The organism is Paenibacillus sp. MY03 (assembly GCF_002165585.1).
GTDB lineage: Bacteria > Bacillota > Bacilli > Paenibacillales > Paenibacillaceae > Pristimantibacillus > Pristimantibacillus agaridevorans.
The window spans coordinates 510,814-532,393 of the sequence record NZ_MXQD01000004.1; the positions used below are offsets into that span (position 1 = coordinate 510,814).

The window sequence follows — 21,580 nt, forward strand, 5'->3', positions numbered from 1 at the left end:
CGATATCATCCTTTCTGGTTATGGCCTTGTCCTTCGAATACCGGCATCGTCGCATGGCTGCCGTTGCTGATTCCGTCGGATCGGAGCACCCGCTTCACCGTCAACAACAGAATCCGCATATCCAGCCAGAAGCTACGATTCTCGACGTACCATACATCCTTGTCGAAACGCTCCTCCCACGATACGGCGTTGCGTCCGTTTACCTGCGCCCACCCCGTAATCCCCGGCCGTACCAGATGGCGCTTCGCCTGCTCCTCCGTATACAGCGGCAGGTAATCCATAAGCAGAGGTCTCGGCCCTACAAGGCTCAGCTCGCCTCTCACGACGTTAAGCAACTGTGGCAGCTCGTCGAGACTCAACTTGCGGAGCAGCAGGCCGAACGGCGTTAGCCGGAGATGATCCGAAAGCAGCTGTCCTTCCCCGTCCCGTTCGTCCGTCATCGTACGAAATTTATACAGCAGGAAGGGGCGACCATGGAGGCCCGGACGCTCCTGCTTGAACAAAACCGGGGAACCTAGCTTCAAACGGACAAGCAAGGCGATAACTGCCATGGGCGGCAGCGCGGCTGCCAACAGAAGACTTCCGGCGATTAAGTCGAACATTCTTTTGATCATCGTATAGCCCCTCTTCTCTATCCTTTATCTCTTTGTGTTGCCGGGCAGCCGCGTCTTCAGGTCAGAAGCTTGCGCACCCTGGCAATAGCCTCAGGACCAACGATCCGGCTGATCATGCGTTTGGCGCCGCTTTTTATCCGCACATGGGCGGGCAGCCAGGATTGCGCGAAGTGATGGATCGTATAGCTCTCTTCCGTCAGATAACTGCCGCCGTTAATATAGTCGTAAGGGCTGAAATATTGGCGCGGATAGAAAACCACGCCTCCGGGGAGCGTCTGATACTTGCCGTTCAGCGCCAGGCCCTCCTCCGTGCATAGTCTCGAGATGACGGCGGTGTTGGTAAGCATGTCGTACGTGCCGTCCGGCAGCAGGAACACCCTTCGCTCATAGTCCGCCAGCAGCTTGCCGATCCACGGATGTCCCGGTCTCGCTCCCATCGTTCCGGATTGCAGGAAGCTTTCGTCCTCGAAGCCGGAAAACGCTTCATGCGTCAGCAGCGGATCCAGCGGCTTCACTACTTCGACATCGGTATCCAGATAGATGCCGCCGACATGATATAACGCATGCAGCCGGACGTAATCGCTCACGAACGCATATTTGCGGGCTTCGTACGCTTCTTTTGCATACTTGGACCGATTCAGATCGAAGTTGTCTTCGTTCCACTCCATAAACGTGTAGCCGCTCCCGAGCCGTTTCTTCCAGCTGTTCATGCAGGTCCGAATCTTCCTCGGCTTTTCGCCGCGGCCGAACCAGCAATAGTGGATGATCCGGGGAATTTGTTCCCGTGTCTCCATCATGTCCCTCCTTCGAATTCGGATTTTAGTACGGGTTCAACAACCTCTATCAGAATGGCCACCGGATATAGTCGCTGGCGTACCGAATATCCAGTACGATGACGTTCTCGTAGAAGAAGTATAGAAAGTAGAAGCCGATAAAAGCGATGTACATGAGCCGCTGATCCTTCTCGCGGAACAGCTTGATGACCCAACCGAGCAGGATGAGCTGGTAAAGCGAAAAGTAGATGCCAAGCCGGGCGAAAATCCAGTTTTGCGTCGAAATAATCATAATAACCGCGCCTACCAGCGATAAATTGACGATCACGTCGCCTCCTGGGAACAGACGCCGCAGCTTATCCTTGCCCAGAAACGCAATAGCCAGAGGAATGACGAAGACGATGACTCGCAGCACGTTGGCGCCGCCCTCCTGGAAGCTCCGGTACCCCGAGTATTGCGTGTTCTCGATGATAGAGAACAAGGCGCTGGAGAAGTAGTTGTAGCCGACCACGATCAGAATGCCCAAGGAAAGCAGCAGCATGGTCGTCAGCGTCCAAGCCCGGCGTCTGACCAGGAAATAGATGGGCAGCATAATAAGCGCGCTCTGGTGGAAAAAGGAAGCCAGAATGACGATGGCAAAATAAATTTTCCATTTCCCCTCCAGCAGCGCCCTAGTCGCGGTGAATACGATGGCGGCAGCCAAAAATTGGCGAATGCCGTTCATGGATACGATAAACGATCCCGTCGTAATGTAGGCGTACAAGCTGAGCTCGATCATCCGGGAATATTGGCAGAACACGATGATGATCAGCGCGTTCGTAACGAGCGCCGTCAGCATAATCATGAGCTGCGGATCCTCCGTGTATTGCTTCAGCAGCATCTGGAACAAGTTGAAGCCGATATCGTCCTTCTGGAGGACGCTGCTCCAGGAGAAATCCTCCACCCTGTAGCTATGCATGTACAGATACGTATCCCCGATATTATTCCGAAGACCCGATACCAGAATAAGGCAAGCCGCGCCAAGCGCCATATAAAACCGATTAGGGCGAATGCCGAGCGGACCGTCCGCCGTGGATGCGGCAAAGTATCGCGCCATGAAGGCGTTAAAAAATACAGCGAGCAGCGCGAACCATATCATCTCCATCCCTCTACAGCACCCTCCCTTCCCTGTGTAATGGCCGTCAACCCGTCTAGACGATCGTGCGCCGTTTCGTTCGATGAATGTACATATACAAGGCGATGCCCAGCGGCAAGGCCAATAGTGTCGTCAGCTTGCGCGGCGACTCCGCGACGAATGCTGCGTTGCGCAGCATGAGGCTGCTGGACACATAATGCACCGCCTCGCGGAATCGGTCCTTATAGGTCGGGGCATGACGCATGGCCGTCTTGCGAAAAAAAGCGAACCCTCGCGGATTGCGAAGATACTGCTTGACCATGTTCATGCTGGAGCCGTCGGCCCGGTATTCGACGATGCAGACAACTTCGTTTAAAACGAGCAGCGGAGCTCTCTGGTCGATCAGGATGTACTTGTACGACAGCGGGCAGTACTTCTCGCCCTCATACAACGGGTACGGCGGACAATCCCGGGTCAACTCCGAACGGTAAACCAGCTTTTTATCCCCCTTGACCCCATGCTTCGCGTACAGGTCGGATAACGTTGTACGGGTCAAATGCTCCGGCATGCGCGATCCGATGACGGCGCCGTCGGTCGCCGCATCAAGCGCCACGATGCCCGCGTATTCGTCTCCTCCCTGCTCCCTCCAGCAGGTTAATATCGTCTCTACCGCGTTGTCCGCCATATAATCGTCGGAGTCGATGCAGACATTCAGCTCCGTCCCGATGTTTTCGTATGCCGTGTTGTGCGCGCCGTGCATGCCCTGATTTTCCTGGTATACGTACCAGATCTCGAAATCGGCTTCCAGGGTCCACCTCTTGACAAGCTCCGCCGTATCGTCGGTAGAGCCGTCGTCCACGATCAGCCAGATGAACGTCTTGCACGTCTGCCGCAGCAAGCTTTCGTAACAAAGGTGAAGCGTATAGGCTCGGTTGTAGGTCGGCGTAAAGACGGTCAGCGGCGGCAAATCCTCCTTGTTCATGAACCCTTCCCCCCCGCCCCAATGCGGGCTCTGTAAAAATCGCCAAGCCAGTCCGCCATGGATTCCGCGTCATAGCCGCTTTCCCGAAGCTGGCTTCTAGTGTCGGCATGCTCGTAGCTCGCGCCGAGCACCGCGGCGCTCCATGCTTCCGGCGACAGCTCGAGCGGGAGAAAGCTTACCCGGCCCGTAATGTCCGACTCCTTCGTAATGCGGTCGGAGACGATGCAGCGAAGTCCCGCGGCCTGCGCCTCGACTAGAACGACGGGCAGGCCCTCGAACAACGAAGGGAAAAGGAACAGATCCATAGCCTGCAGCAGGGCCGCAATATCCCCGCGCACGCCCAGAAATCTCACGGCATGCGCAATGCCCCGCTTCTCCGCCTCCTTCTCCATTAGTTGCCGCAGATGACCGTCGCCCGCCAGCACAAGCAAAGTGTTCGGGTTGCGACGATGTACGGCCTCGAATACCTGGAGCAGGAAGCGATGATTTTTCTGCTCGTTAAATCGGCCTATGTGGCCGATCACGATGGCGTCGCCGGCTCCGAGCTCCTCGCGAACCGCTTGCCTGACGTTTTCGTTGTACCGGAAATCCGCCGCATTCACCGCGTTGTGCAAAACCGTCACCTTGGAAGACGAACCTCCCCGCTTGCCGAACAGCCACTCTCCGGCACGCTCCGAACAAGCAAAATAGTCGCTGGGATGGTCCTTGATAGCCATCCGGGCATACAGCCGGAAGGGATATTTGTAATCCAGCCCCAGATCGCTGAGGTGACTGTGAATAATGCGGCAAGGCACGCCGGCTTGGCGGGCCGCGCGAAGCACGAAGCCGCTGTTTTCGTTCATATGGGAGTGGACGATCTTGTATTGCCGGTTGACCGCAAAGAAGGCATCCAGCTCGCGGAAGTAACGCCGATAGTTGCCCGGCTTGATCTGCGGCATGCGGTAGATATGGCCGCCGAGCGCCCGAATCTCCGCATCATAATGGCCCTCCTCCATACGATGGACGAGGAAGTCAAATTGAATGCCTTTCTCCCGCATTTGACGGTAATAGTTCATGAGCATCGTCTCCAGCCCGCCGCGATTCATGATCGTAACGACCTGCAGAATTCGGAGTGGTTTCACGGTTATTCCTCCCAATCGGCTTCTTGGTACGCACTGCTTCCATGGCAATCAGCATAACGAATACCGGCAGCGTCAATCGCATGCCCGCCATGCGATAGAATAATCGCCAGTGCGGCGGGCATGGCCCGGAGCGAAAGCGCAGCAGCGCCTTGCTGTAGGTCTCGTGCCGCAGCAACTGTCTCAGCTCTCGCAGCTTGCCCCGCATGGAGGAGGGATTGCTGCCGCTGACGATGTTCAGTCCCAGTCCCAGCACGTTCATCGCAATCCGATTAGAGAGCCGCTGCCGGCTCTGCTCGTCCTCGCTCCCGCCATTGTCCAGGTAAGCCGACTCCAGACAGCCATACAGGTTCAGGAACCGCCCGGCCAAGTCAGGTTTATAGCGGGTGGTAATGGACTGCTCGTTCGCCCGCCAGTAATGATAATAAGGCCGATTGAGAAACACGAAGGAACGGGCTCGGGTACAGACCGACAGATTAAATAAGGTATCTTCGTTGCTGCCGATGAGGGCAAGATCGGTGAAGGCAATACCGTCCAGCAGTTCCGCCCGGTACAGCTTGTTCCAAACCGTCCCCCAGGCGTCCAGATGTTCGGGCTTCGACACTTCGTCGCCTATTGGCCCCAGCAGTCTGTCCGCTATGCGCAATCGCACCTCGTCGCCGCGATACGCGACATAATCGGGCATGTCGAACCGCTTCGGCCTGGCGAAGCCGCCGAACTCGCTCACATAGGCGCACATGACGATGTCCGCATCCTCCCGCTGCGCCGCATCCAGCAGCTCGGCATACATGCGGCGATGAATCCAGTCGTCCGGATCCACGAAGCCGATGTAATCCCCCGTGCAGCGCCGCAGGCCGGTTGTACGGGCAAAAGCCACTCCTCCATTAGGGACATCGATAATGGTCAGCCTGGGATCACGCCCGGCGTATTCCGCTAATAGAGTCAGGCTTCCGTCTGTAGACCCGTCGTTGACGGCGATGACCTCCAGTTCTCCATGCGTCTGACTCAGCAGACTGTCAAGGCAGCGAGGCAAGTATCGCTCCATGTTATAGATAGGCACGACGATACTGATCTTCGGATTCCTCACGCGTCACCTCCGACATCAAGGTCAAATACATCTCTCCGAGCTCTCCCATCACCTGCTCCAGCGAATAACGTCGCGCCCGCTCCGCTCCCCGCTCGCCCATGCGGCGTCTGGAGTCCCGGAAGTAATAGAGCAGCTGCAGCCGGCTGGCGAACGACTCTACGTCTCCGGCCTCGACGATAAAGCCCGTTCGACCTTCATCGATGAGCTCGTTATGACCGCGATTGCGGGTCGCGACGATAGGCAGACCGCATGCCATCGCCTCCATGACATTGACGGGCAGCCCTTCCCTGATACTGGATGCCACGGCTGCGTCGCACATGGGATACAGCTCATCAAGATCGTCCCGATAGCCGAGGAACTCGATCATATGCGCGACGCCGAGCTGGATCGCCAGCGCTCTGCACTCATTAAGCAGCGGACCTTCGCCGGCAAGCAGCAGCCTTGCGCCAGGCACCTTGACCTTTAGCTTGGCAATCGAATAGATCAGCAGACGATGGTTTTTGTTGCTATTAAATTCAGCGGCATAGATCAGCAGGAAATGGTCGGGGCCGTAATTGAACCTCTCGCGTCTCGCCGTCTTCTCTTCTTCGCCGATGGGAGCGTACCAGCCGGTATCGACTCCGACGCCGTGCACATGCGCAATCATGCCCGCTTTGAACGCGGATCGTCCGGCCCTTCCGTAATCTTCTTCATTAATGGTCACGAGACAATCCGTATGGGCCGACAACCATCGTTCGACGGGATAATAGAGCAGCCAATTGAGCAAGGGTGCTCCCTTAAAGAAATGAAAGCCATGAGCCGTGTAGATGACTTTGGTCCCCCTTGTCCGAGCCTCCCTGGCGGCAAGTCTGGCCAAGGCGCCTCCCATGGGCGTATGACAATGAATCATGTCGTAGCCTTCTTTGTCGATAATGGCCTTCAGCATGCGGTAGGCAGACACGTTCTCCCTCTTAAGCGGTGACCGATGAATCGGCAAGTCGAACTTTGCATCCGTATACGGCAGGTCGAGCGCGCCGCTGGCGGCCACATGCACTTCCCAGCCCATTTCCTGAAACCACTCCATGACGGGCAGATGGAAGGCTCTGAAGTGATAGTCCACCGTCGCGCAGAACAATATTTTCGGTCGCATGGACATCGCGGTTTCTTCCGCGCCCTATTGAGGCGCGGTCTCCTTCTCCAGCGTACGGGTCATATACTCCAGCAGCTCGAATCGGAGCTCCTCCCGCTTCAGCGCGAATTCGATTGTCGTCTGAATGAATCCCATCTTTTCGCCGACATCGTATCGTTTTCCGTCGAACTCGTAGGCGAATACGGCCCGAGTCCGATTAAGGGCGGCGATGGCGTCCGTCAACTGGATCTCCCCTCCGGAGCCTGGCGCCTGTTCGCCGAGAATATCAAAGATTTCCGGCGTCAGGATGTAGCGGCCCATAATGGCCATATTGGAGGGCGCCTTCTCGCGGCTGGGCTTCTCGACCAGATGGTTGATGCGATGGAACGAAGGCTCCATCTCCATCCCGTCTACTATGCCGTAACGGGAGACGGCTTGCTCCGCGACGCGCTGCACGCCGATGATGGACGAGCCGTATTGTTCATACTTCTCGATCATTTGTCTCAAACACGGCTTGGGAGCGTCGATAATGTCGTCGCCGAGCAGCACCGCGAACGGTTCGTCGCCAATGAACTTGCGCGCGCACCAGATGGCATGGCCGAGACCGCGCGGCTCCTTCTGCCGGATATAATGGATGTCGACCATATCCGACGACTTCCGCACCTCCTGCAGCAGCTCGAACTTGCTTTTGGCCGTCAGCACTTGCTCCAGCTCCATGGAGTTGTCGAAGTGATCCTCGATCGCGCGTTTCCCTTTGCCCGTCACGATAATAATGTCCTCGATGCCGGACTGGATCGCCTCCTCGACGATGTACTGAATCGTCGGCTTGTCGACGATGGGCAGCATTTCCTTCGGCATCGCCTTCGTCGCCGGCAAAAATCGGGTCCCGAGACCCGCTGCCGGGATGATCGCTTTTCTAACCTTCATGTTTATACCGCTCCCTTCTCATCTATCCCGTAATGGTCGCCAGATTCGACTGCGAATCCGGAACGACATGATTCGCCAGATCCAGCAGCCTGACTTTCAGCTCCGCGCCGTTCATGGCCGGGAAATCCGCAATGATCGCTTCGATCTCCTCGAACAGAATGACGGACGCCTTGCCGACGTAGATCTTTGGATATACCTGCTGTTCCGTAACTTCCTTATCCCCCAGCATTTCTTCGAACAGCTTCTCGCCTGGCCTGATGCCGGTGTACACGATTCCGATCTCTTCGACGGCGTAACCCGACATCCGGATGACGTTTTGAGCGAGTTCCGTAATCCGTACCGGCTCCCCCATGTCGAGCACGAAGATTTCTCCTCCCTTGGCCAGCGCGCCTGCCTGGATCACAAGCCTTGATGCCTCCGGAATGGTCATAAAATAACGAACCATATCCGGATGCGTCACGGTGACCGGACCGCCCCTCTCGATCTGCTTCCGAAAGAGCGGGATGACGCTGCCCCTGCTGCCAAGCACGTTGCCGAACCGTACCGCGACAAATTTCGTCGAGCTGACGCGGTCCATATGCTGGATGATCATCTCGGCAAGCCGCTTGGTGGCTCCCATGACGCTGGTAGGATTGACGGCTTTGTCGGTGGAGATCATAACGAAAGTCTCGACGCGGGCTTTGCCTGCCGCCTTTGCCGTGTTCAGCGTGCCCAGCACGTTGTTCTTGAACGCTTCCTCCGGATTCCGCTCCATCAGAGGCACATGTTTGTGAGCCGCCGCATGGTAGACAACCTGTGGACGATGGTGCAGCATGACCGACATCATTTTATCCGCATCCTGAAGGTCTGCTATTTCCGTATAAAACTTGATTTTCGAATCCTTGAACATCTCCTTGAGCTCCAGCTCTACCGCGTAGATGCTGTTTTCGCCATGGCCCAGAAGCACCAGCTTCTCCGGCAGGAACCGCGAAATTTGCCTGCACACCTCAGACCCGATCGATCCGCCGGCCCCCGTCACCAGCACCACCTTGCCCGTTACATAACCGGAGATGCTGTCGATGTCGAGTTCTACGGGCTCGCGTCCGAGCAGATCCTCGACTTGCACGTCGCGGAATTGCGTTACGGAGATGCGTCCTGTTGCCAGATCCTCCAGCATGGGAATCGTCTGCGTCTTCGCCGATGTCTTCGCGCATTCCGTATAGATGTCGTACAATCCCTTCTTGCTAAGCGACGGTATCGCGATAACGATGTTGTCGATCTCGAACGCCTTCGCCTTCGACACGATTTCTTTCACGCTGCCGCATACCGGAATGCCCATAATATCCAGATTCAGCTTGTGCGGATCGTCATCGACGAAAGCGACCGGATACAGCTCGGTTCCGGAGTTGCCCAGAAGCTGCCTGACGAGCATCGTGCCTGCCGAACCCGCTCCGACGATCAGCGTCCGCCTGCGTTTGCCGCTATGCCGGTTAAATCCGCCCCTGACAATTCTCCATAGCAGCCTTGATCCGCAGACGAGCATGAGATGGATAAGCCATATCGCGATCAGCAGCCGCCACTCCGCCTGTTGGTAGGCCGCAAGTCCCGCTAGCCCGACGACGGCAACCGACAGCGTGACCGCTCTAAGAATAATGAGAAGCTCGCCAATGCTTGCGTACTCCCAAGCTTTTTTGTAGAGCTTGTAGACCGTAAAGAAGCCGTGATGAGCAGCCAGAAGCGCCGCCGCGACGAATAAGTAGGGCGTCCCTCCATTCTCATATGCAGGCTCCAGGAGCAAACGGCCTAACCATACGGCAGCGGCAACAATGGCCGAATCCAGCAGAACGAGCAGCGACAGCCTTCGTCGATACGTCATCTTCATCCTCACCTTTCTTGTTTCAACCACCAGTTGTTCTTTATTAAGAACATATTGACATGAGTCAACGCTTTTTTCTTAAGCCTCGCCGCAAAAAAAGCGTTATCCGATCGGGATCATCTAACGCTTCTTTTATTCAGGATCGCTCCAATAATGTTCGCTCCGGCGAATGTCAACGCCTGCTTCGCTTCCAGCGCCTTGGCTTTGGATGTCCTTCCAAAACGGAGAAGAAGAACAACTCCGTCACACTTGTTTACGAGCGCATTGGTATCAGGGGCCGAGAGCACGGCCGGACAATCAATAACGACCCGGTCGTACAGGGAAGCTGCAGCCTCCAACACTTCCTTCATGCGATAAGAATCCAGCATATCGGTGGAATAGGTATGCTGAACGCCGCTCGTAAGCAGATCCAGACCTTCAATCTCGGTCGGTTGAGCCGCTTCCTTTAACGTCAGCTGGTTGCCAAGCACGCTGGACAAGCCGGGAGACATCTGGATGCCGAACAGCTTGTGCAGAATGGGATTTCGAAAGCTCGCATCGATAAGAAGAACACGTTCCCCTCTTTGCGTCATGCTGATGGCCAAATTAACGGCGGCAGTCGACTTTCCGTCTCCCTCCGAGGGGGAAGTAACGATCAGAGTGCGAATGCTCTTGCCCTCCGAGGCGAATTGGATATTGTTGCGGATGGAACGGAATTGCTCGGAGACTCGGTGCCCCGGATGCAAAAAGGTCATCAGACTGCGGTTAACGATTTTTTTGGCGATTTTCGCTTTCTCACGGACCAATACTCTCACTCCTTATTATCGCGGACTTCGGCTTCCTGATCTGCTGAGTTACGGAACGAGATTTGATCCCCGATACCAGCCCCAGCATATTCAGTCCCAGCCTCGTCTCCACATCCTGTTCCGTACGGACGGAATCGTCCAGCGACTCCAGCAAGAAGGCCAACGTTATGCTTAGAATCAGGCCGACGATGAAGGCGATATACACAATCGTATTGCTTGTCGTATTTATCGGAACGGGATTGGGCTCGGCGGCGGTCAGCAGCCTGATGTTATGAACGCCAAGCGTATCCATCGCTACCTCCCGGTAATGATCGACGATCGCATTCGCGACATCTGCCGCCCGTTCGGGATGACTGTCGAGCACGCTGATAACCGTAATCAGAGAGGAGTCTACGCTGTCAACGCGAATCTGGCTTCTGAGCTGTCCCGGCGTAGCATTAAGCTGGAGCTCGTTGATGACTCCGTTCAGAACGATCGGCTCGCGTACGAGCGCTCTGACAGTCGTCATCATTTCGCTGTTGGCGGAGATGATCACGCGAGTGGACGATACGAAGACTTGCGGCTCCGGCCTGGAATTGTACAGAATGCCAAGTACTGTGAGCAAGCCGGTAATAAGCGCGATTAACCATAACCTCTTTTTTATCGTCTGAAATACAATTCTCAAGTCGATTTCCCTGGTTTCCATTCATACACCCACTCATATCGTTAGTTATATAGAACACTAACCCAAGTGTAGTTCTTTATATAGAACGTGTCAATACGGTTGAACTTCAAAATTTTGTGAACTTTTAGTGATCGATGTGGAGAATGATAATGTTCGACGTTTTCTTTTTGCCGGGCACGAGCCCCTCGTCCTTCCACTTATGCGATCTCACCAGGTCCTTCAGCGCGCGGAAATCCCCGGAGCTCATCCCCTCGTCGACCGCGTCACGCAATATCGAATGCCATTCCTCGTCGAGCACATCCTCCACGGATACTTTGGGAGCAAGCTCTTCGCCGAGCAGATATTCCATATTGGTGTCCAGATGATAGGCGATTTTGGCCAGCACCTGAAGGGAAGGATTGTTTTGCACGTTGCGTTCGATGTAGCTCAAATACGATTTCGATACGCCCGCCAGATCCGCGAGTTTCGTGATCGAATATCCTTTCTTTTCCCTTAGCGATTTGATCCGTTCCCCAATCATAGTCGTCTCCTTCAATCAGATTAGATCCGTATCGATGGCCTTAGCAAACGTAACGGTTATCGGGAAGTCGTTATAACGTACATTTCCTTTATTGTAGTTCTTTAAAGAGAACAGGTCAATACCCGACATGATAGGCTTTTCATGAAAAAAGATTCATAATCATTCGTTATAGTGAACAACTTAACTTTGGCGCTCTTTGCAGCCCTGATGCTGATAAAAAGGGCCTCCGCCTTTAATTCGTGGCGTGGCCCATTAACGTTTGCTTCGATACCGTAGTGATCCAGTGTTCTAGACGCATCAACATCGCATTGTGCTCGGTTTTTCATACACATTGGTCCTCATATCTCCGCCAACGTCACATTGTACTCGGTTTTTCATACATATTGGTCCTCATATCCCCGCCAACGTCACATTGTGCTCGGTTTTTCATACACATTGGTCCTCTTATCCCCGCCAACGTCGCATTTTTCACGCCAAAAAAGCTGGCTGCTCGTCCGCCAAGGAGGCTTGAGTAACCAGCTTTAGTTCGGATCCAACATAGTAGCCTTCATTGCTCCATCCCGTTCCGCCTGCCGCCAAGCGCTTCGTCCGTAATGCTGCGAATGTCGACCCGAGAGACGATCTCGTCGTTCACCATGTCCGGCAATATTTGATCCAAAAAATAATCGACGCAGTGCAGTCGGATATGACTGATCTTGATTAACGCATGACGGTACATCTCGATAAATTCCTTCTCGGTATTGCCGCGCTTAAGCTCCGCAAACGCCTCGTAGACCTGGTCGAGCTTGTCTGCCACCTCCAGAATCAAACCTTCCGTCGAATCGTCCTTCCCTTCCTGCAACTGTCTGCGGAAGATCGGCTTAAATTCCTCGGGAATATGTTCTTCGATGAAACGATCAACCATCCCTTCCTCTACTTGCTGAATCAACGCTCTGAGCTCTCTTGACGCGTGTTTGACTGGCGTCTTGATATCGCCGATAAATATTTCACCGTAATCGTGACTGCTCGTAATTTCGTACAGCTTCTTCCAATCGACGGTAACGCCGTTTCTTTCCTCGATGTCCGCAAGCGTTTTGGCGTATTGAACGACCTTCCACGAATGGGCCGCGACGCTGTGTTCCTCGAATTTAAACTTGCCCGGGCATCTGTAGATTCTCTCTAACTCGTTAAGCGACCAAAAATATTGATGAATCCCCATCTGGGAAACCTCCTTGCCTTGTCTAGGCTGCGTATATTTGTTTATCATGAGCTCTTTGTCAGTATAATGTTCTACTGTTATCTCGGGATGAAAGCTGATCGCCACTTTCGTAAAAACAATTAAAGCCGGATCTTATTATCTCGAATACAGACAATAACGATGCAATCTACAATCAGCTTAATGATATTGCGCCTACGATTGAATTTGATCCCTATCCAAACGAAGGGGACGCCTGTACCGGGATGGTCAACGATTTTAAAACCATTGCTGCTGCAGTAGGCAAATCGGCGGAAGCCGATAAAGTACTCGCAGACCTTGATGCTCATTATGCGGCGGCTAAGGAAAAACTTGCGGCAGCCGGCAAAGACAAATTCAATTACGTCATTACCCAAGCCTTCACCAGCCAGAATGCCGCTACGTTGAGGATGTTTACGGATACGTCTACAGTCGTTCAAACACTCGATCGTATCGGGTTAACCAGCGATTGGAAATCGGAGAAATTCGAGAAATATGGATTTACAGACACCACCTTTGAATCTCTGCCCGCTGTCAGCGACTCCAATTTCATCTACATCGTTCAGGAGGATGATAATGTTTTCGGAGACTCGGTTAAGGATAATAAAGTATGGAACGGTTTGAATTTCGTCAAGGAAAATCGGACTTACGGCATAGGCGGAGACACATGGACCTTCGGCGGTCTCCTCTCCTCCAAAGTATTGGTTGACCGCGTTGTTGCAGCTATAACGAAATGAGAATCATGGGTTTATTCGGGGGCGGCTTAGCCGCCCTCATATGGTAAGAAGCATAATCGGGCATAACACACGGCAATCTATCGTATTATCAAGCTTGCTCGGGGCTCTGTTTCTTGTATTGGCCGACGCTATCGGTCGAACGATACTTGCTCCCGTCGAAATCCCATCTGGCCTACTAATTACCTTAATTGGTGCGCCTTATTTTCTATTTTTAATGTTTCGGTCACATACAAAAAGGCTATAAACAAACAGCTCGTAAAGGGAGACCTCTACGAGCTGTTTGTTTATAGCCCTCTGCTTTGGATCTGTGTTGTCTAGCTAATCAAAGCGACCAGGCTTTTGAACTCCAGCTCCTCGAATTTGCTAAGAACGAGCTGGCGGTCATATTGCCAGCCGCAGCTGTCGATCTGCGTATCCAGCGGAGCATCGCAGCGAATCGTCGCCAACTGTCGGGATAGATGCAGCATCTCGAGATCGGCTTCGATCTTCGCGCGGATCGTCTTCGAAACGGCTTCCAAATTAGCTAGCAGTCCATCAATGGACCCATGTTCCTGAATAAGCTTAAGCGCCGTCTTTTCGCCAATGCCGCGAACGCCGGGATAATTGTCGCTTGTATCGCCCATGAGCCCTTTGATATCAATGACCTGCAGCGGCGTCAATCCACGCTCCTCCAACAGCACCGCAGGCGAATATACCAGGTAATTGCCGATGCCCTTCTTCATGATGGCGATGGATACCCGTTCATCCACCAATTGCAGCAAATCATGGTCGCCGGTCACGACAACAACGTCCGCGTGTTGCTTAAAGCGCGAAGCCAGCGTGCCGATGCAGTCATCGGCTTCGTAGCCTTCGATGCCGACATTGGGTACGCCGAAGCTTGCAACGACCTCTTTGACAAGATCGAATTGCGGGATCAGATCCTCGGGTGCGGCAGGCCGATTCGATTTGTATCCGTCGTTATGTACCCCTCTACCGGGATTTTTATTCTTCTTAGTGATTTTCTTAAATAATGTCTTTTATTATAAGCCTTTTTGCTACATTATTCTTCCCACTTCTAGATTGGTTGGGATAATATATTGATAAGCTAGAAGAATGGTGTATAATAGATAGAGGTTTAAGCCTCGGTGCGAGATAGCACACCGCAGAACGAAGTTCGAGGACTTATTTTATAAAAAATTACATATGGCAGTAGCTACGGTCAAGGTTTTTCCCCTGGGAGACTTTAGCGGTACGGCTTCAGGTCACACGACGCATGAAGAAAATTAGAACGGCACTCGAAAGAGACCGTCTTTTTTCCTCATGCGTTTTTTCTATTTCTCACGAAATATAAGGAGGATCAATGTCATTAATAAAATAACAAAACAATTTATCCACAATCAAACTAACCAAGGCAGCCATAGAGTTTACACAATAGCAACAATTAATAGCAATGGACTTGAAATCCCTCATCCAGTAACCAGATTTTTACAACAGTATCGAGATTCTGAAATGTCTATAGAACGTGAAAGACAAGCAGCTAGTTTAGTTTGTCAATTCTTAAATTATGTTCGAGACAGATCAATTTCATATGATGAGGATTTCCTAGGCCTTAAGGATAAAGGATTATTGGGACTTAATCTTATCCATGGTTCGCTATTCCTTGATTATCAAGATAACCAGACAAATAGAAAAGGTCAAAGAGTTAGGAAAGATACCGTCGATAGAAAGGAGTATATCCTAACTAAATTTTATTCGTTTCTACAGAATCAAGGGGTAATTACCCAGGATTTCGTCATAGAAACCTATAGAAATGAAAAAGGTCGGTTAATCGAAGTATCACCATTTACTAGGAAAAGAGGTAACGAACAAAAGAGACCAGTAGAAAAAGATCTCCGGGATTTCGGGGAAAATAGGCAAAAAATTCTAGTTGAGTTTATCGATACCGCTAAAAGCATGAAATGGGGTAAAACCATAGCATTAGGTCTGGCTTGTGGAGGATTTGGTGGTTTGCGAAGAGGAGAGATTGTCAACTTAACAACTGGTAGTATAGAACAAATTGGGAAATCACTAAATATTAAAATCGAGGATCGGCAAGTTCACCTATTCGCACATAAAAAAAATACTGCAAAAGAAGGAGTTAAGAAGCCACGGCCACAGAATTTATTACCAAGTGAATACTTAATTGATCTTTATCAAGAGCACCTAGTTTGTCTAAAAGACTTTGCAAAAAAGACGAACCTTCTTGTTAAAGATGCATTATTTGTTAATCGTACAGGAAGACCTTTAACAGGTAAGGGCTACGAAAAATTGTTCAAGAGCGTTGTTAAAAAATACTTAAATATACTTATTTCTCAGGAACGATATGAGGATTATTCCTTCTTAACTTCCAGGCCCTTCAACACTCATACATTACGAGGTGTTTATACAAATATTTGTTTAGATGACCTCGGTATGAATGTACGTGAAACTGCTAATTTTCGTGGCGATGCTGACGATAACTCTGTCGCTGAATATCTAGATGAATTAACCGGTAAAAAGAAAGCGGAGCGTTCGATCCAGTTACTCTCAAAAGCTGTAGTAGAAGCTGAAGCATGCAAAGAATTTGTTGAACAAATGAAGAAAAAGGATGAGGGGTTTGATCACACTAGCTGAACTAAATCGGAGATATGGCATGAGTAAAAAGAAGGCCAATCGGCTTATAGAAGTGGGGAAGTTTAAACTAGTTTCTAAAAAACCACTCCAAACCTGTATCTGCGAAGAATCAGTAGAAGCCTTCTTCAATGAGAAAGCTGAATTCGATAGTAATTACCTTGCATGCCTAGATGTATTCAAAATGTTAGGCTTGTCTGTACATTCATTTTACAAATTTCTTGAAACACAGAATCAATTAAATTCACAGTTTACTCTAGAAGCCGATTTTTTTAAAATACTTGAGTTGCCAGAAAATTATTATGGGGTTGCAAACCAACGTTACTTCTTTAAGCGAAAAGATTTAGATATTCTACAATGTGACTACGTTAATCTCAGGCATGCTCAAGAACTAGTTGGACAACAAGAAAATACCTCATTTTCATCTTGGCTTCAATATAGACCGCAAATACAAATTTTTAGCTTTTGCGAAACTCATCGTGGTGGAAGATTTGTTAAAAAATCAGTTCTCCTGGAAGTACACCATGCATTTAAACCTAAAAGAACTGGTATTCGTTACGACAAAGAGAAGTATTGTTCCTATTCAGAGGCACAAGAAGTTTTACAATTATCGGATCACCATTTTAAAAATATAATTAAGGAGAAGTTACTTGTCCCTTCGATAAATATAGGTCGCGCTTTGTTATTTGAAAAAGAACAGGTCACTTCCTTAGTTCTAGTGCAACAGCGAGAATTTGAACATCTGAAGGGCGACTATTTAACTTTTCCGCAGATAGTAACCAAATATCCAGACATTAACCATAATAATTTATCTGTAACAAAGAAAATTAGAAAAATAGAATTCTCCTCCCTCCTTTCAGGCATTCTCAAAAAGCAAGGTAATCAGGATGAGCAACTTGGTAAATATCTTTATCATAAAGAAGATGTTGCTGAGTATCATAAATTTATCAGCATCCAGAATTCCATACAACTTGAGGCTAGTTATAGTGATCCATTTAAAGAATATCTTCGTCGTATTGAAATAAATAAATTGGAATTTCCGGTTCAATGTAAAATAACAAATCAACTATTGGATGAGTACGTTTTAGAGTATCTGCGTTCAAGGCTAAGACGTTATGATATTAATGGTGAATTGTGGTTCTTAATTCGTATTGCAGAAGCGTTAATCAAATTCACAGACAAAGAAATTTATGAATACACTGCCAAAGAACTTAATTTATTATTGCTCAATAACTTACAAATTGTAAGAAAAGCACGCGAGGAAATTTTTCAATTTCTACAATTTGTAAATAAGTTGTTTCTACTAAGACAATCCAAAAGCCCTTTTCAGTTTGAAGCCTTAATTAACCCGCGTAAACTCCCGCGTGAAAATAGAGAAAAAAAAGTATACAGCTTTGAGGAGTATGAAACTTTCTTCAAGTTCACGACAGACCTAGAAATACACAAGAAAAAAGCTGTTTCACAAGCACTCGTGGTAGTAGAAAATAAACAGCTGAAACAATATAGCGGTTACGATTCCATATGGTTATATATGCTCTTACACTTAAATAATACTTGGCGCCACAGCGATTGTCTTACTATACCAAGAATAAGTTTAGCTGGAACGGGAATTAAAGATCTAGAATGGCTAATAGAAAATGACTTGAGTGAAGATGACGTTAAGAAAATTATTTTCAGATTAAAGTGTGCACCCTTAATCGTATCTAAAACTCAAGTCGAAAGACACTTTTTCTGCTCCTCAGATGTAGAACACTCTTTGGCAACAGCAGCTGCTATATGTGAATTAAGAACAGCTGCACTTAATGATGAGGCGACTACAATTATATCCGGAATTTGTTATGAAAATGAAAAGATGCTTAAGTCAAAAGTACTCAGGGAATTTTTCCTGAGATGCAGTGACAACGATAATTTCAAATTTTCTAATAGGGCAATGAACCGAACCGTTATCAGTTTAATTCAATCTGTACAGACTTTCTATGGAAATGATCAGGATTCTGAATATCTCCGTATATTAAGAAGTCACGCTGATTTTGAAACGTTGGATATTTATATTCAGGTTCCCCAAGAACGTATGGATGCGATAGCCCAACATTTATTTGACAGAGATATGTTCGGCCATATTCCAGATGTTTTTTCATCCCTATTATTTGGAGCTTCAGTTTTGGAATCAAAACAGACTGAACGGATTAAGGAGATTAAAAATAATCTAGGGAGTATTTACAAGCTAGAAGAAACTGCAGGATTCTTAAACGCAATACATGATTATAACATCCGGGCATCGAGAGATTTTATTGAGAACCACGTTGAATACAAAGACATTATTGAGGAGTTGATTAGAAACTTGTCTTCAGAAGAAATTCACTCTCTTTACTACAAAATTGTGACGCACCAGATGCCAAGTAAAGAAAAACACTTACGGTGCATTGTGTCTGCGTCGCAGTGTAAGTTTCCAGCGAGAAATTGTAGTGAATGTCCACTTTCTATTCCTCATTTCTATGCAATATCTTCATTAATCGAACGTATTTTCAGAAAAATCAAATCTATCGAAGATGCACTCTCAGAACAACTTCCCGAAGCCGAACTAACTCGTTTGGCAAACTGGCTTGAAATAGACTTAGATTTATTAAAACACGCTCAAGCTAAGTATGGGAAATCTGAAATCGCAATGTTCGCTTCTGGTCTCAATAATAAACTAAAAACAATAGAGTTACTACGCAATTATCAAACAGTAAACAAAAAAATTGATGAGGTAAACCGATGAACCTTACAAAGTTAGCAGCAGTACAAACTATTGAATTCGATATTGATATTGAAACAACAGACATCTTCGATCAGCAGAAATCGTTAGAAGAAGCTAGAATTCTCATTCAAGAATTAAATGAACGTTCATTACACGAGAATAAACAACATAAACATATTGAGTTAGCTGATGATTATTGGGAGTTATTTAATCCTATACGCGGTAACTCAGAGGACATCGACTTTTCTTTTATTAACGAATTGGATTTCATAAAACACAGCAAAAAAGGTGAGATCAAGAATGTATTAAAATGCTGGACTCTCGACCGGTTAATAAATGATCAGCTTACAGCGGCGACTGTTCAGACTTATTTCCTTCATGTTAAAGATTCAATTATTCTTACCAACTTGTTCTCTGCTAGCAAAGTTCAATCCTATGTAGAAAATATTAAAAGTCTACTTTTGGCTGATATCGTAAAAAACCAAATTGTATCCAGCGTCCTCAACTTCTTATCTTTCTATAATAGTATTACCTCAGTTGAATTATTTTCCGAAGCCCTGTACGGGCTCAAAAGTAATTTGAAGTTAGAGAGCAAGTCGAGAACAATCCCCAGCGGGCTGGACATTCTTAGGTTTTCTAGCATTCTTGAAGATTATTTTAGCGTTACAGAATCAAAGAAAATAGAATACCTTCACTATTTCCCTATTCTTCTTTGGTGGAAAATCACAACGATTATACCTCTAAGACCTTTTGAATTTTGTAGTATTGAACCTAGTTGTTTAATTACAGATAATAAAAAATACTACTTGAAACTCCCTAGAATCAAAGGAGAAAAGTTTTATAAACGAAATGTGAGGCGCAAGCAAATTGTTGATAGAATCCTAGTCCCTACAGAAATCAAGGATTTAATTCAGGAATATAATTCTTTAATCGATAAATTCAATCATACGAGCAGAAAAACCTTTATCTCGCGTGAGGTATATGATTTAACATTACCGTCAGGCGAAAGCAGCCATAAACGTAAGAGGTCTAATGATTCTTTCCTCTCTACTGACTTACAGAACTTGCTCGAGAGGTTTTATAAAAATGTTGTAAAACCTAAATATGGCTTAAGCTACACTCATATTCCACCGATTGGTAAAAAATCCATTAAAGATGACAGTAATAATGATGCTGATATTGTTAGGGTCAGACCTATTGATTCAAGACATATTGCTTTTATCAATATGCTTGCTCAAGGATGGAGTAAGCCAGAAATTGCTCGCTTCGGCGGGCACTTACTCTTAAGTACACAGGCTAGTTATCAAAACCACCAGGAATATTGGATTGAAATTGAAACAAGAAAGTTGATGCAATATTTTAAACTAGGCTCTAAAGTCTTTAGCGCAGAAGATACCAATAATAAGGATAGTTTCATAGTTACAGCGCGAATTGACTCAGCATTCAAGAAAAAATTCATACTTAAACCGCCTACAACCCAGTTCAGGAAACCACTGAAGATTGGGTACTGTACGGACGAAAAGCAACTCTGCAAAACTCACTGTTATCATTGTAAGTATTGGAGACTAACTGTAGAAGAACTTGAAGAGCGGTCTGATGAATTAAAAGCCTTTTTATCTGAGTGCGACCATAATATTGCAGGTCTTTTTGCTTTTCTAAAAGACTTGAACCGATTCATTTTTAAAGATGAGGAACTTAATCCGGAAATAGCTGAAAACATTCTTTCAACGCAAAAAAAGTTAGATGATGAAATCTTCAAACGAGCTTCATTTCTATATAATGTAGAACAAAGTCAGGTGAATTAGTTGGCAAATAAAATAAGGGTTTACGGTATAGAAGTTATTCAAAAAATAATATCTTTATATCTAGAGGAAACCAAAATTAACGGTGAAATCGAATATAGTAGTGTAAGAGATTTTGCATTAGAGCTTTTTAATCAAAATCATACTATATTCACTGAAGACCTATATTATCAATTGGTTGACTCCTCTACTGGCGAACTGTCGGATAAGAAAATGTTTAAAAATACCAAACTCAGCGATGACTTCTGGAGAAAGCCACAATATCAAGGGCGACAGTTGATTGATGAAACGAATAAGCTTCTTTCCAAAACAGCTTCGAAACCCAGCAAACGTCAATCGATTATTCCAAACACCGATTATTTAGTTGAATCTAACAAAACGAACTTACCCTTACTAAAATTGCAATTAAAGCCTTTAGAAGAACAATTGAAGTCAAATCTTCAATTAATCAATAAATTAGAGGGTAAGATAAGTGACATTCAGAATAATATATTAACTCTTAAGAGAGAGAAACTCGATCTCAAAAAGAAAAATGATGCACTTCAAGAATTACTTTATCAATTTTTTGAGCTAAGTGCTTCAAGTGATACTCCTTTAAAAGATCAACTTAACATAGGGAAAGGGCGAATGAAGCATGTAGAGACTGCATTAAAAGTAGCCTTTTCTGGTGACCCGAGTTCATTTTTCTCTAAGTTTGATAACGAAAGAATTAATGCACAATCGAATGTATCATCATTACAGCAATTTGTTCAAAAGAAGGAAGCCGGTACTAGAGGATATAGTGAGGTTTATGATTTTGAATGAATCAACCTCATTTTATACGTTTTTCATTGACGTACAATTACCCGACCGCTTTCCGTTCTATTCGGACGGCGTAGGACGATTGGGGATGATGCCCCAATTCGTCCCCAAT

Annotated in this window: 17 protein-coding genes and 3 pseudogenes; 6 read left to right on the top strand and 14 right to left on the bottom strand. The window is 47.8% G+C overall.

All coding sequences use genetic code 11. The features are described from left to right. Positions 1-5: 5 nt before the first annotated feature. From B1748_RS04715 to B1748_RS04780, 13 genes are all read right to left on the bottom strand, one after another. Entirely contained in the window at positions 6-611 is a 606-nt protein-coding gene (locus B1748_RS04715; RefSeq protein WP_087566923.1) for a sugar transferase, read from the bottom strand. Between the two features lie 59 nt (positions 612-670). Then, the gene (locus tag B1748_RS04720; protein WP_087566694.1) at positions 671-1,408 is read right to left on the bottom strand and encodes a glycosyltransferase family 32 protein; all 738 of its coding nucleotides are present in this window, start codon (positions 1,406-1,408) and stop codon (positions 671-673) included. A gap of 49 nt (positions 1,409-1,457) precedes the next feature. Further along, positions 1,458-2,531, bottom strand: coding sequence for an EpsG family protein (locus B1748_RS04725; RefSeq protein ID WP_087566695.1), 1,074 nt, complete (start codon positions 2,529-2,531; stop codon positions 1,458-1,460). A gap of 46 nt (positions 2,532-2,577) precedes the next feature. Then, a complete protein-coding gene (locus B1748_RS04730; RefSeq protein ID WP_087566696.1) occupies positions 2,578-3,483 on the bottom strand; it encodes a glycosyltransferase family 2 protein in 906 nt (301 codons plus the stop codon). After that, positions 3,480-4,604: a glycosyltransferase family 1 protein gene (locus tag B1748_RS04735; RefSeq protein ID WP_087566697.1), complete on the bottom strand. Its 1,125-nt coding sequence runs from the start codon at positions 4,602-4,604 to the stop codon at positions 3,480-3,482. The genes B1748_RS04730 and B1748_RS04735 overlap by 4 nt, the downstream gene beginning before the upstream one ends. Next, a complete protein-coding gene (locus B1748_RS04740) occupies positions 4,495-5,688 on the bottom strand; it encodes a glycosyltransferase family 2 protein (protein WP_087566698.1) in 1,194 nt (397 codons plus the stop codon). Before B1748_RS04740 ends, B1748_RS04735 begins: the two co-directional genes overlap by 110 nt. After that, complete coding sequence (locus B1748_RS04745; RefSeq protein ID WP_087566924.1) at positions 5,648-6,817, bottom strand: glycosyltransferase family 4 protein; 1,170 nt, start codon at positions 6,815-6,817, stop codon at positions 5,648-5,650. The genes B1748_RS04740 and B1748_RS04745 overlap by 41 nt, the downstream gene beginning before the upstream one ends. A 24-nt stretch (positions 6,818-6,841) precedes the next feature. Beyond that, positions 6,842-7,723, bottom strand: coding sequence for a UTP--glucose-1-phosphate uridylyltransferase GalU (gene galU / locus B1748_RS04750; protein ID WP_087566699.1), 882 nt, complete (start codon positions 7,721-7,723; stop codon positions 6,842-6,844). Positions 7,724-7,745: 22 nt separating this feature from the next. Further along, positions 7,746-9,578 (bottom strand): polysaccharide biosynthesis protein, encoded by a 1,833-nt coding sequence (locus B1748_RS04755; RefSeq protein WP_087566700.1) that lies wholly within the window; start codon positions 9,576-9,578, stop codon positions 7,746-7,748. A 116-nt stretch (positions 9,579-9,694) separates the two neighbouring features. After that, positions 9,695-10,363: a CpsD/CapB family tyrosine-protein kinase gene (locus tag B1748_RS04760; RefSeq protein WP_087566701.1), complete on the bottom strand. Its 669-nt coding sequence runs from the start codon at positions 10,361-10,363 to the stop codon at positions 9,695-9,697. Further along, positions 10,353-11,048, bottom strand: coding sequence for a YveK family protein (locus B1748_RS04765; RefSeq protein ID WP_087566702.1), 696 nt, complete (start codon positions 11,046-11,048; stop codon positions 10,353-10,355). The genes B1748_RS04760 and B1748_RS04765 overlap by 11 nt, the downstream gene beginning before the upstream one ends. A gap of 103 nt (positions 11,049-11,151) precedes the next feature. Continuing rightward, complete coding sequence (locus B1748_RS04770; protein WP_087566703.1) at positions 11,152-11,547, bottom strand: helix-turn-helix domain-containing protein; 396 nt, start codon at positions 11,545-11,547, stop codon at positions 11,152-11,154. 547 nt (positions 11,548-12,094) lie between these two features. Further along, complete coding sequence (locus tag B1748_RS04780) at positions 12,095-12,745, bottom strand: YfbR-like 5'-deoxynucleotidase (protein ID WP_087566705.1); 651 nt, start codon at positions 12,743-12,745, stop codon at positions 12,095-12,097. Positions 12,746-12,864: 119 nt separating this feature from the next. On the opposite strand from B1748_RS04780, the pseudogene B1748_RS04785 reads away from it, so the two are divergent. Together B1748_RS04785 and B1748_RS04790 are read left to right on the top strand one after the other, a co-directional pair. After that, a pseudogene (locus B1748_RS04785) lies at positions 12,865-13,497 on the top strand (ABC transporter substrate-binding protein); the annotation flags it as partial. Between the two features lie 7 nt (positions 13,498-13,504). Then, a pseudogene (locus B1748_RS04790) lies at positions 13,505-13,741 on the top strand (iron chelate uptake ABC transporter family permease subunit); the annotation flags it as partial. 70 nt (positions 13,742-13,811) lie between these two features. On the opposite strand, the pseudogene B1748_RS04795 reads toward B1748_RS04790, so the two are convergent. Beyond that, positions 13,812-14,468 (bottom strand): annotated as a pseudogene (locus B1748_RS04795) (5'-3' exonuclease); the annotation flags it as partial. Between the two features lie 517 nt (positions 14,469-14,985). Here B1748_RS04795 and B1748_RS04800 point away from each other — a divergent pair. The 4 genes from B1748_RS04800 to B1748_RS04815 are packed head-to-tail and all read left to right on the top strand — an operon-like array spanning position 14,986 to position 21,471. Next, the gene (locus B1748_RS04800) at positions 14,986-16,128 is read left to right on the top strand and encodes a site-specific integrase (RefSeq protein ID WP_143810239.1); all 1,143 of its coding nucleotides are present in this window, start codon (positions 14,986-14,988) and stop codon (positions 16,126-16,128) included. Between the two features lie 19 nt (positions 16,129-16,147). Continuing rightward, positions 16,148-18,886 (top strand): hypothetical protein, encoded by a 2,739-nt coding sequence (locus tag B1748_RS04805; protein WP_087566710.1) that lies wholly within the window; start codon positions 16,148-16,150, stop codon positions 18,884-18,886. After that, positions 18,883-20,670 (top strand): hypothetical protein, encoded by a 1,788-nt coding sequence (locus B1748_RS04810; RefSeq protein WP_087566711.1) that lies wholly within the window; start codon positions 18,883-18,885, stop codon positions 20,668-20,670. Before B1748_RS04805 ends, B1748_RS04810 begins: the two co-directional genes overlap by 4 nt. Further along, positions 20,671-21,471 (top strand): hypothetical protein, encoded by an 801-nt coding sequence (locus B1748_RS04815; RefSeq protein WP_087566712.1) that lies wholly within the window; start codon positions 20,671-20,673, stop codon positions 21,469-21,471. The last annotated feature ends 109 nt before the right edge of the window (positions 21,472-21,580 follow it).

Coding starts and splice junctions, on each gene's coding strand:
- B1748_RS04720 (WP_087566694.1), bottom strand. CDS start 1,408: ATGGAGACACGGGAACAAATTCCCCGGATCATCCACTATTGCTGGTTC.
- B1748_RS04725 (WP_087566695.1), bottom strand. CDS start 2,531: ATGGAGATGATATGGTTCGCGCTGCTCGCTGTATTTTTTAACGCCTTC.
- B1748_RS04730 (WP_087566696.1), bottom strand. CDS start 3,483: ATGAACAAGGAGGATTTGCCGCCGCTGACCGTCTTTACGCCGACCTAC.
- B1748_RS04745 (WP_087566924.1), bottom strand. CDS start 6,817: ATGCGACCGAAAATATTGTTCTGCGCGACGGTGGACTATCACTTCAGA.
- galU (WP_087566699.1), bottom strand. CDS start 7,723: ATGAAGGTTAGAAAAGCGATCATCCCGGCAGCGGGTCTCGGGACCCGA.
- B1748_RS04755 (WP_087566700.1), bottom strand. CDS start 9,578: ATGACGTATCGACGAAGGCTGTCGCTGCTCGTTCTGCTGGATTCGGCC.
- B1748_RS04765 (WP_087566702.1), bottom strand. CDS start 11,048: ATGGAAACCAGGGAAATCGACTTGAGAATTGTATTTCAGACGATAAAA.
- B1748_RS04770 (WP_087566703.1), bottom strand. CDS start 11,547: ATGATTGGGGAACGGATCAAATCGCTAAGGGAAAAGAAAGGATATTCG.
- B1748_RS04780 (WP_087566705.1), bottom strand. CDS start 12,745: ATGGGGATTCATCAATATTTTTGGTCGCTTAACGAGTTAGAGAGAATC.
- B1748_RS04800 (WP_143810239.1), top strand. CDS start 14,986: ATGTCTATAGAACGTGAAAGACAAGCAGCTAGTTTAGTTTGTCAATTC.
- B1748_RS04805 (WP_087566710.1), top strand. CDS start 16,148: ATGAGTAAAAAGAAGGCCAATCGGCTTATAGAAGTGGGGAAGTTTAAA.
- B1748_RS04810 (WP_087566711.1), top strand. CDS start 18,883: ATGAACCTTACAAAGTTAGCAGCAGTACAAACTATTGAATTCGATATT.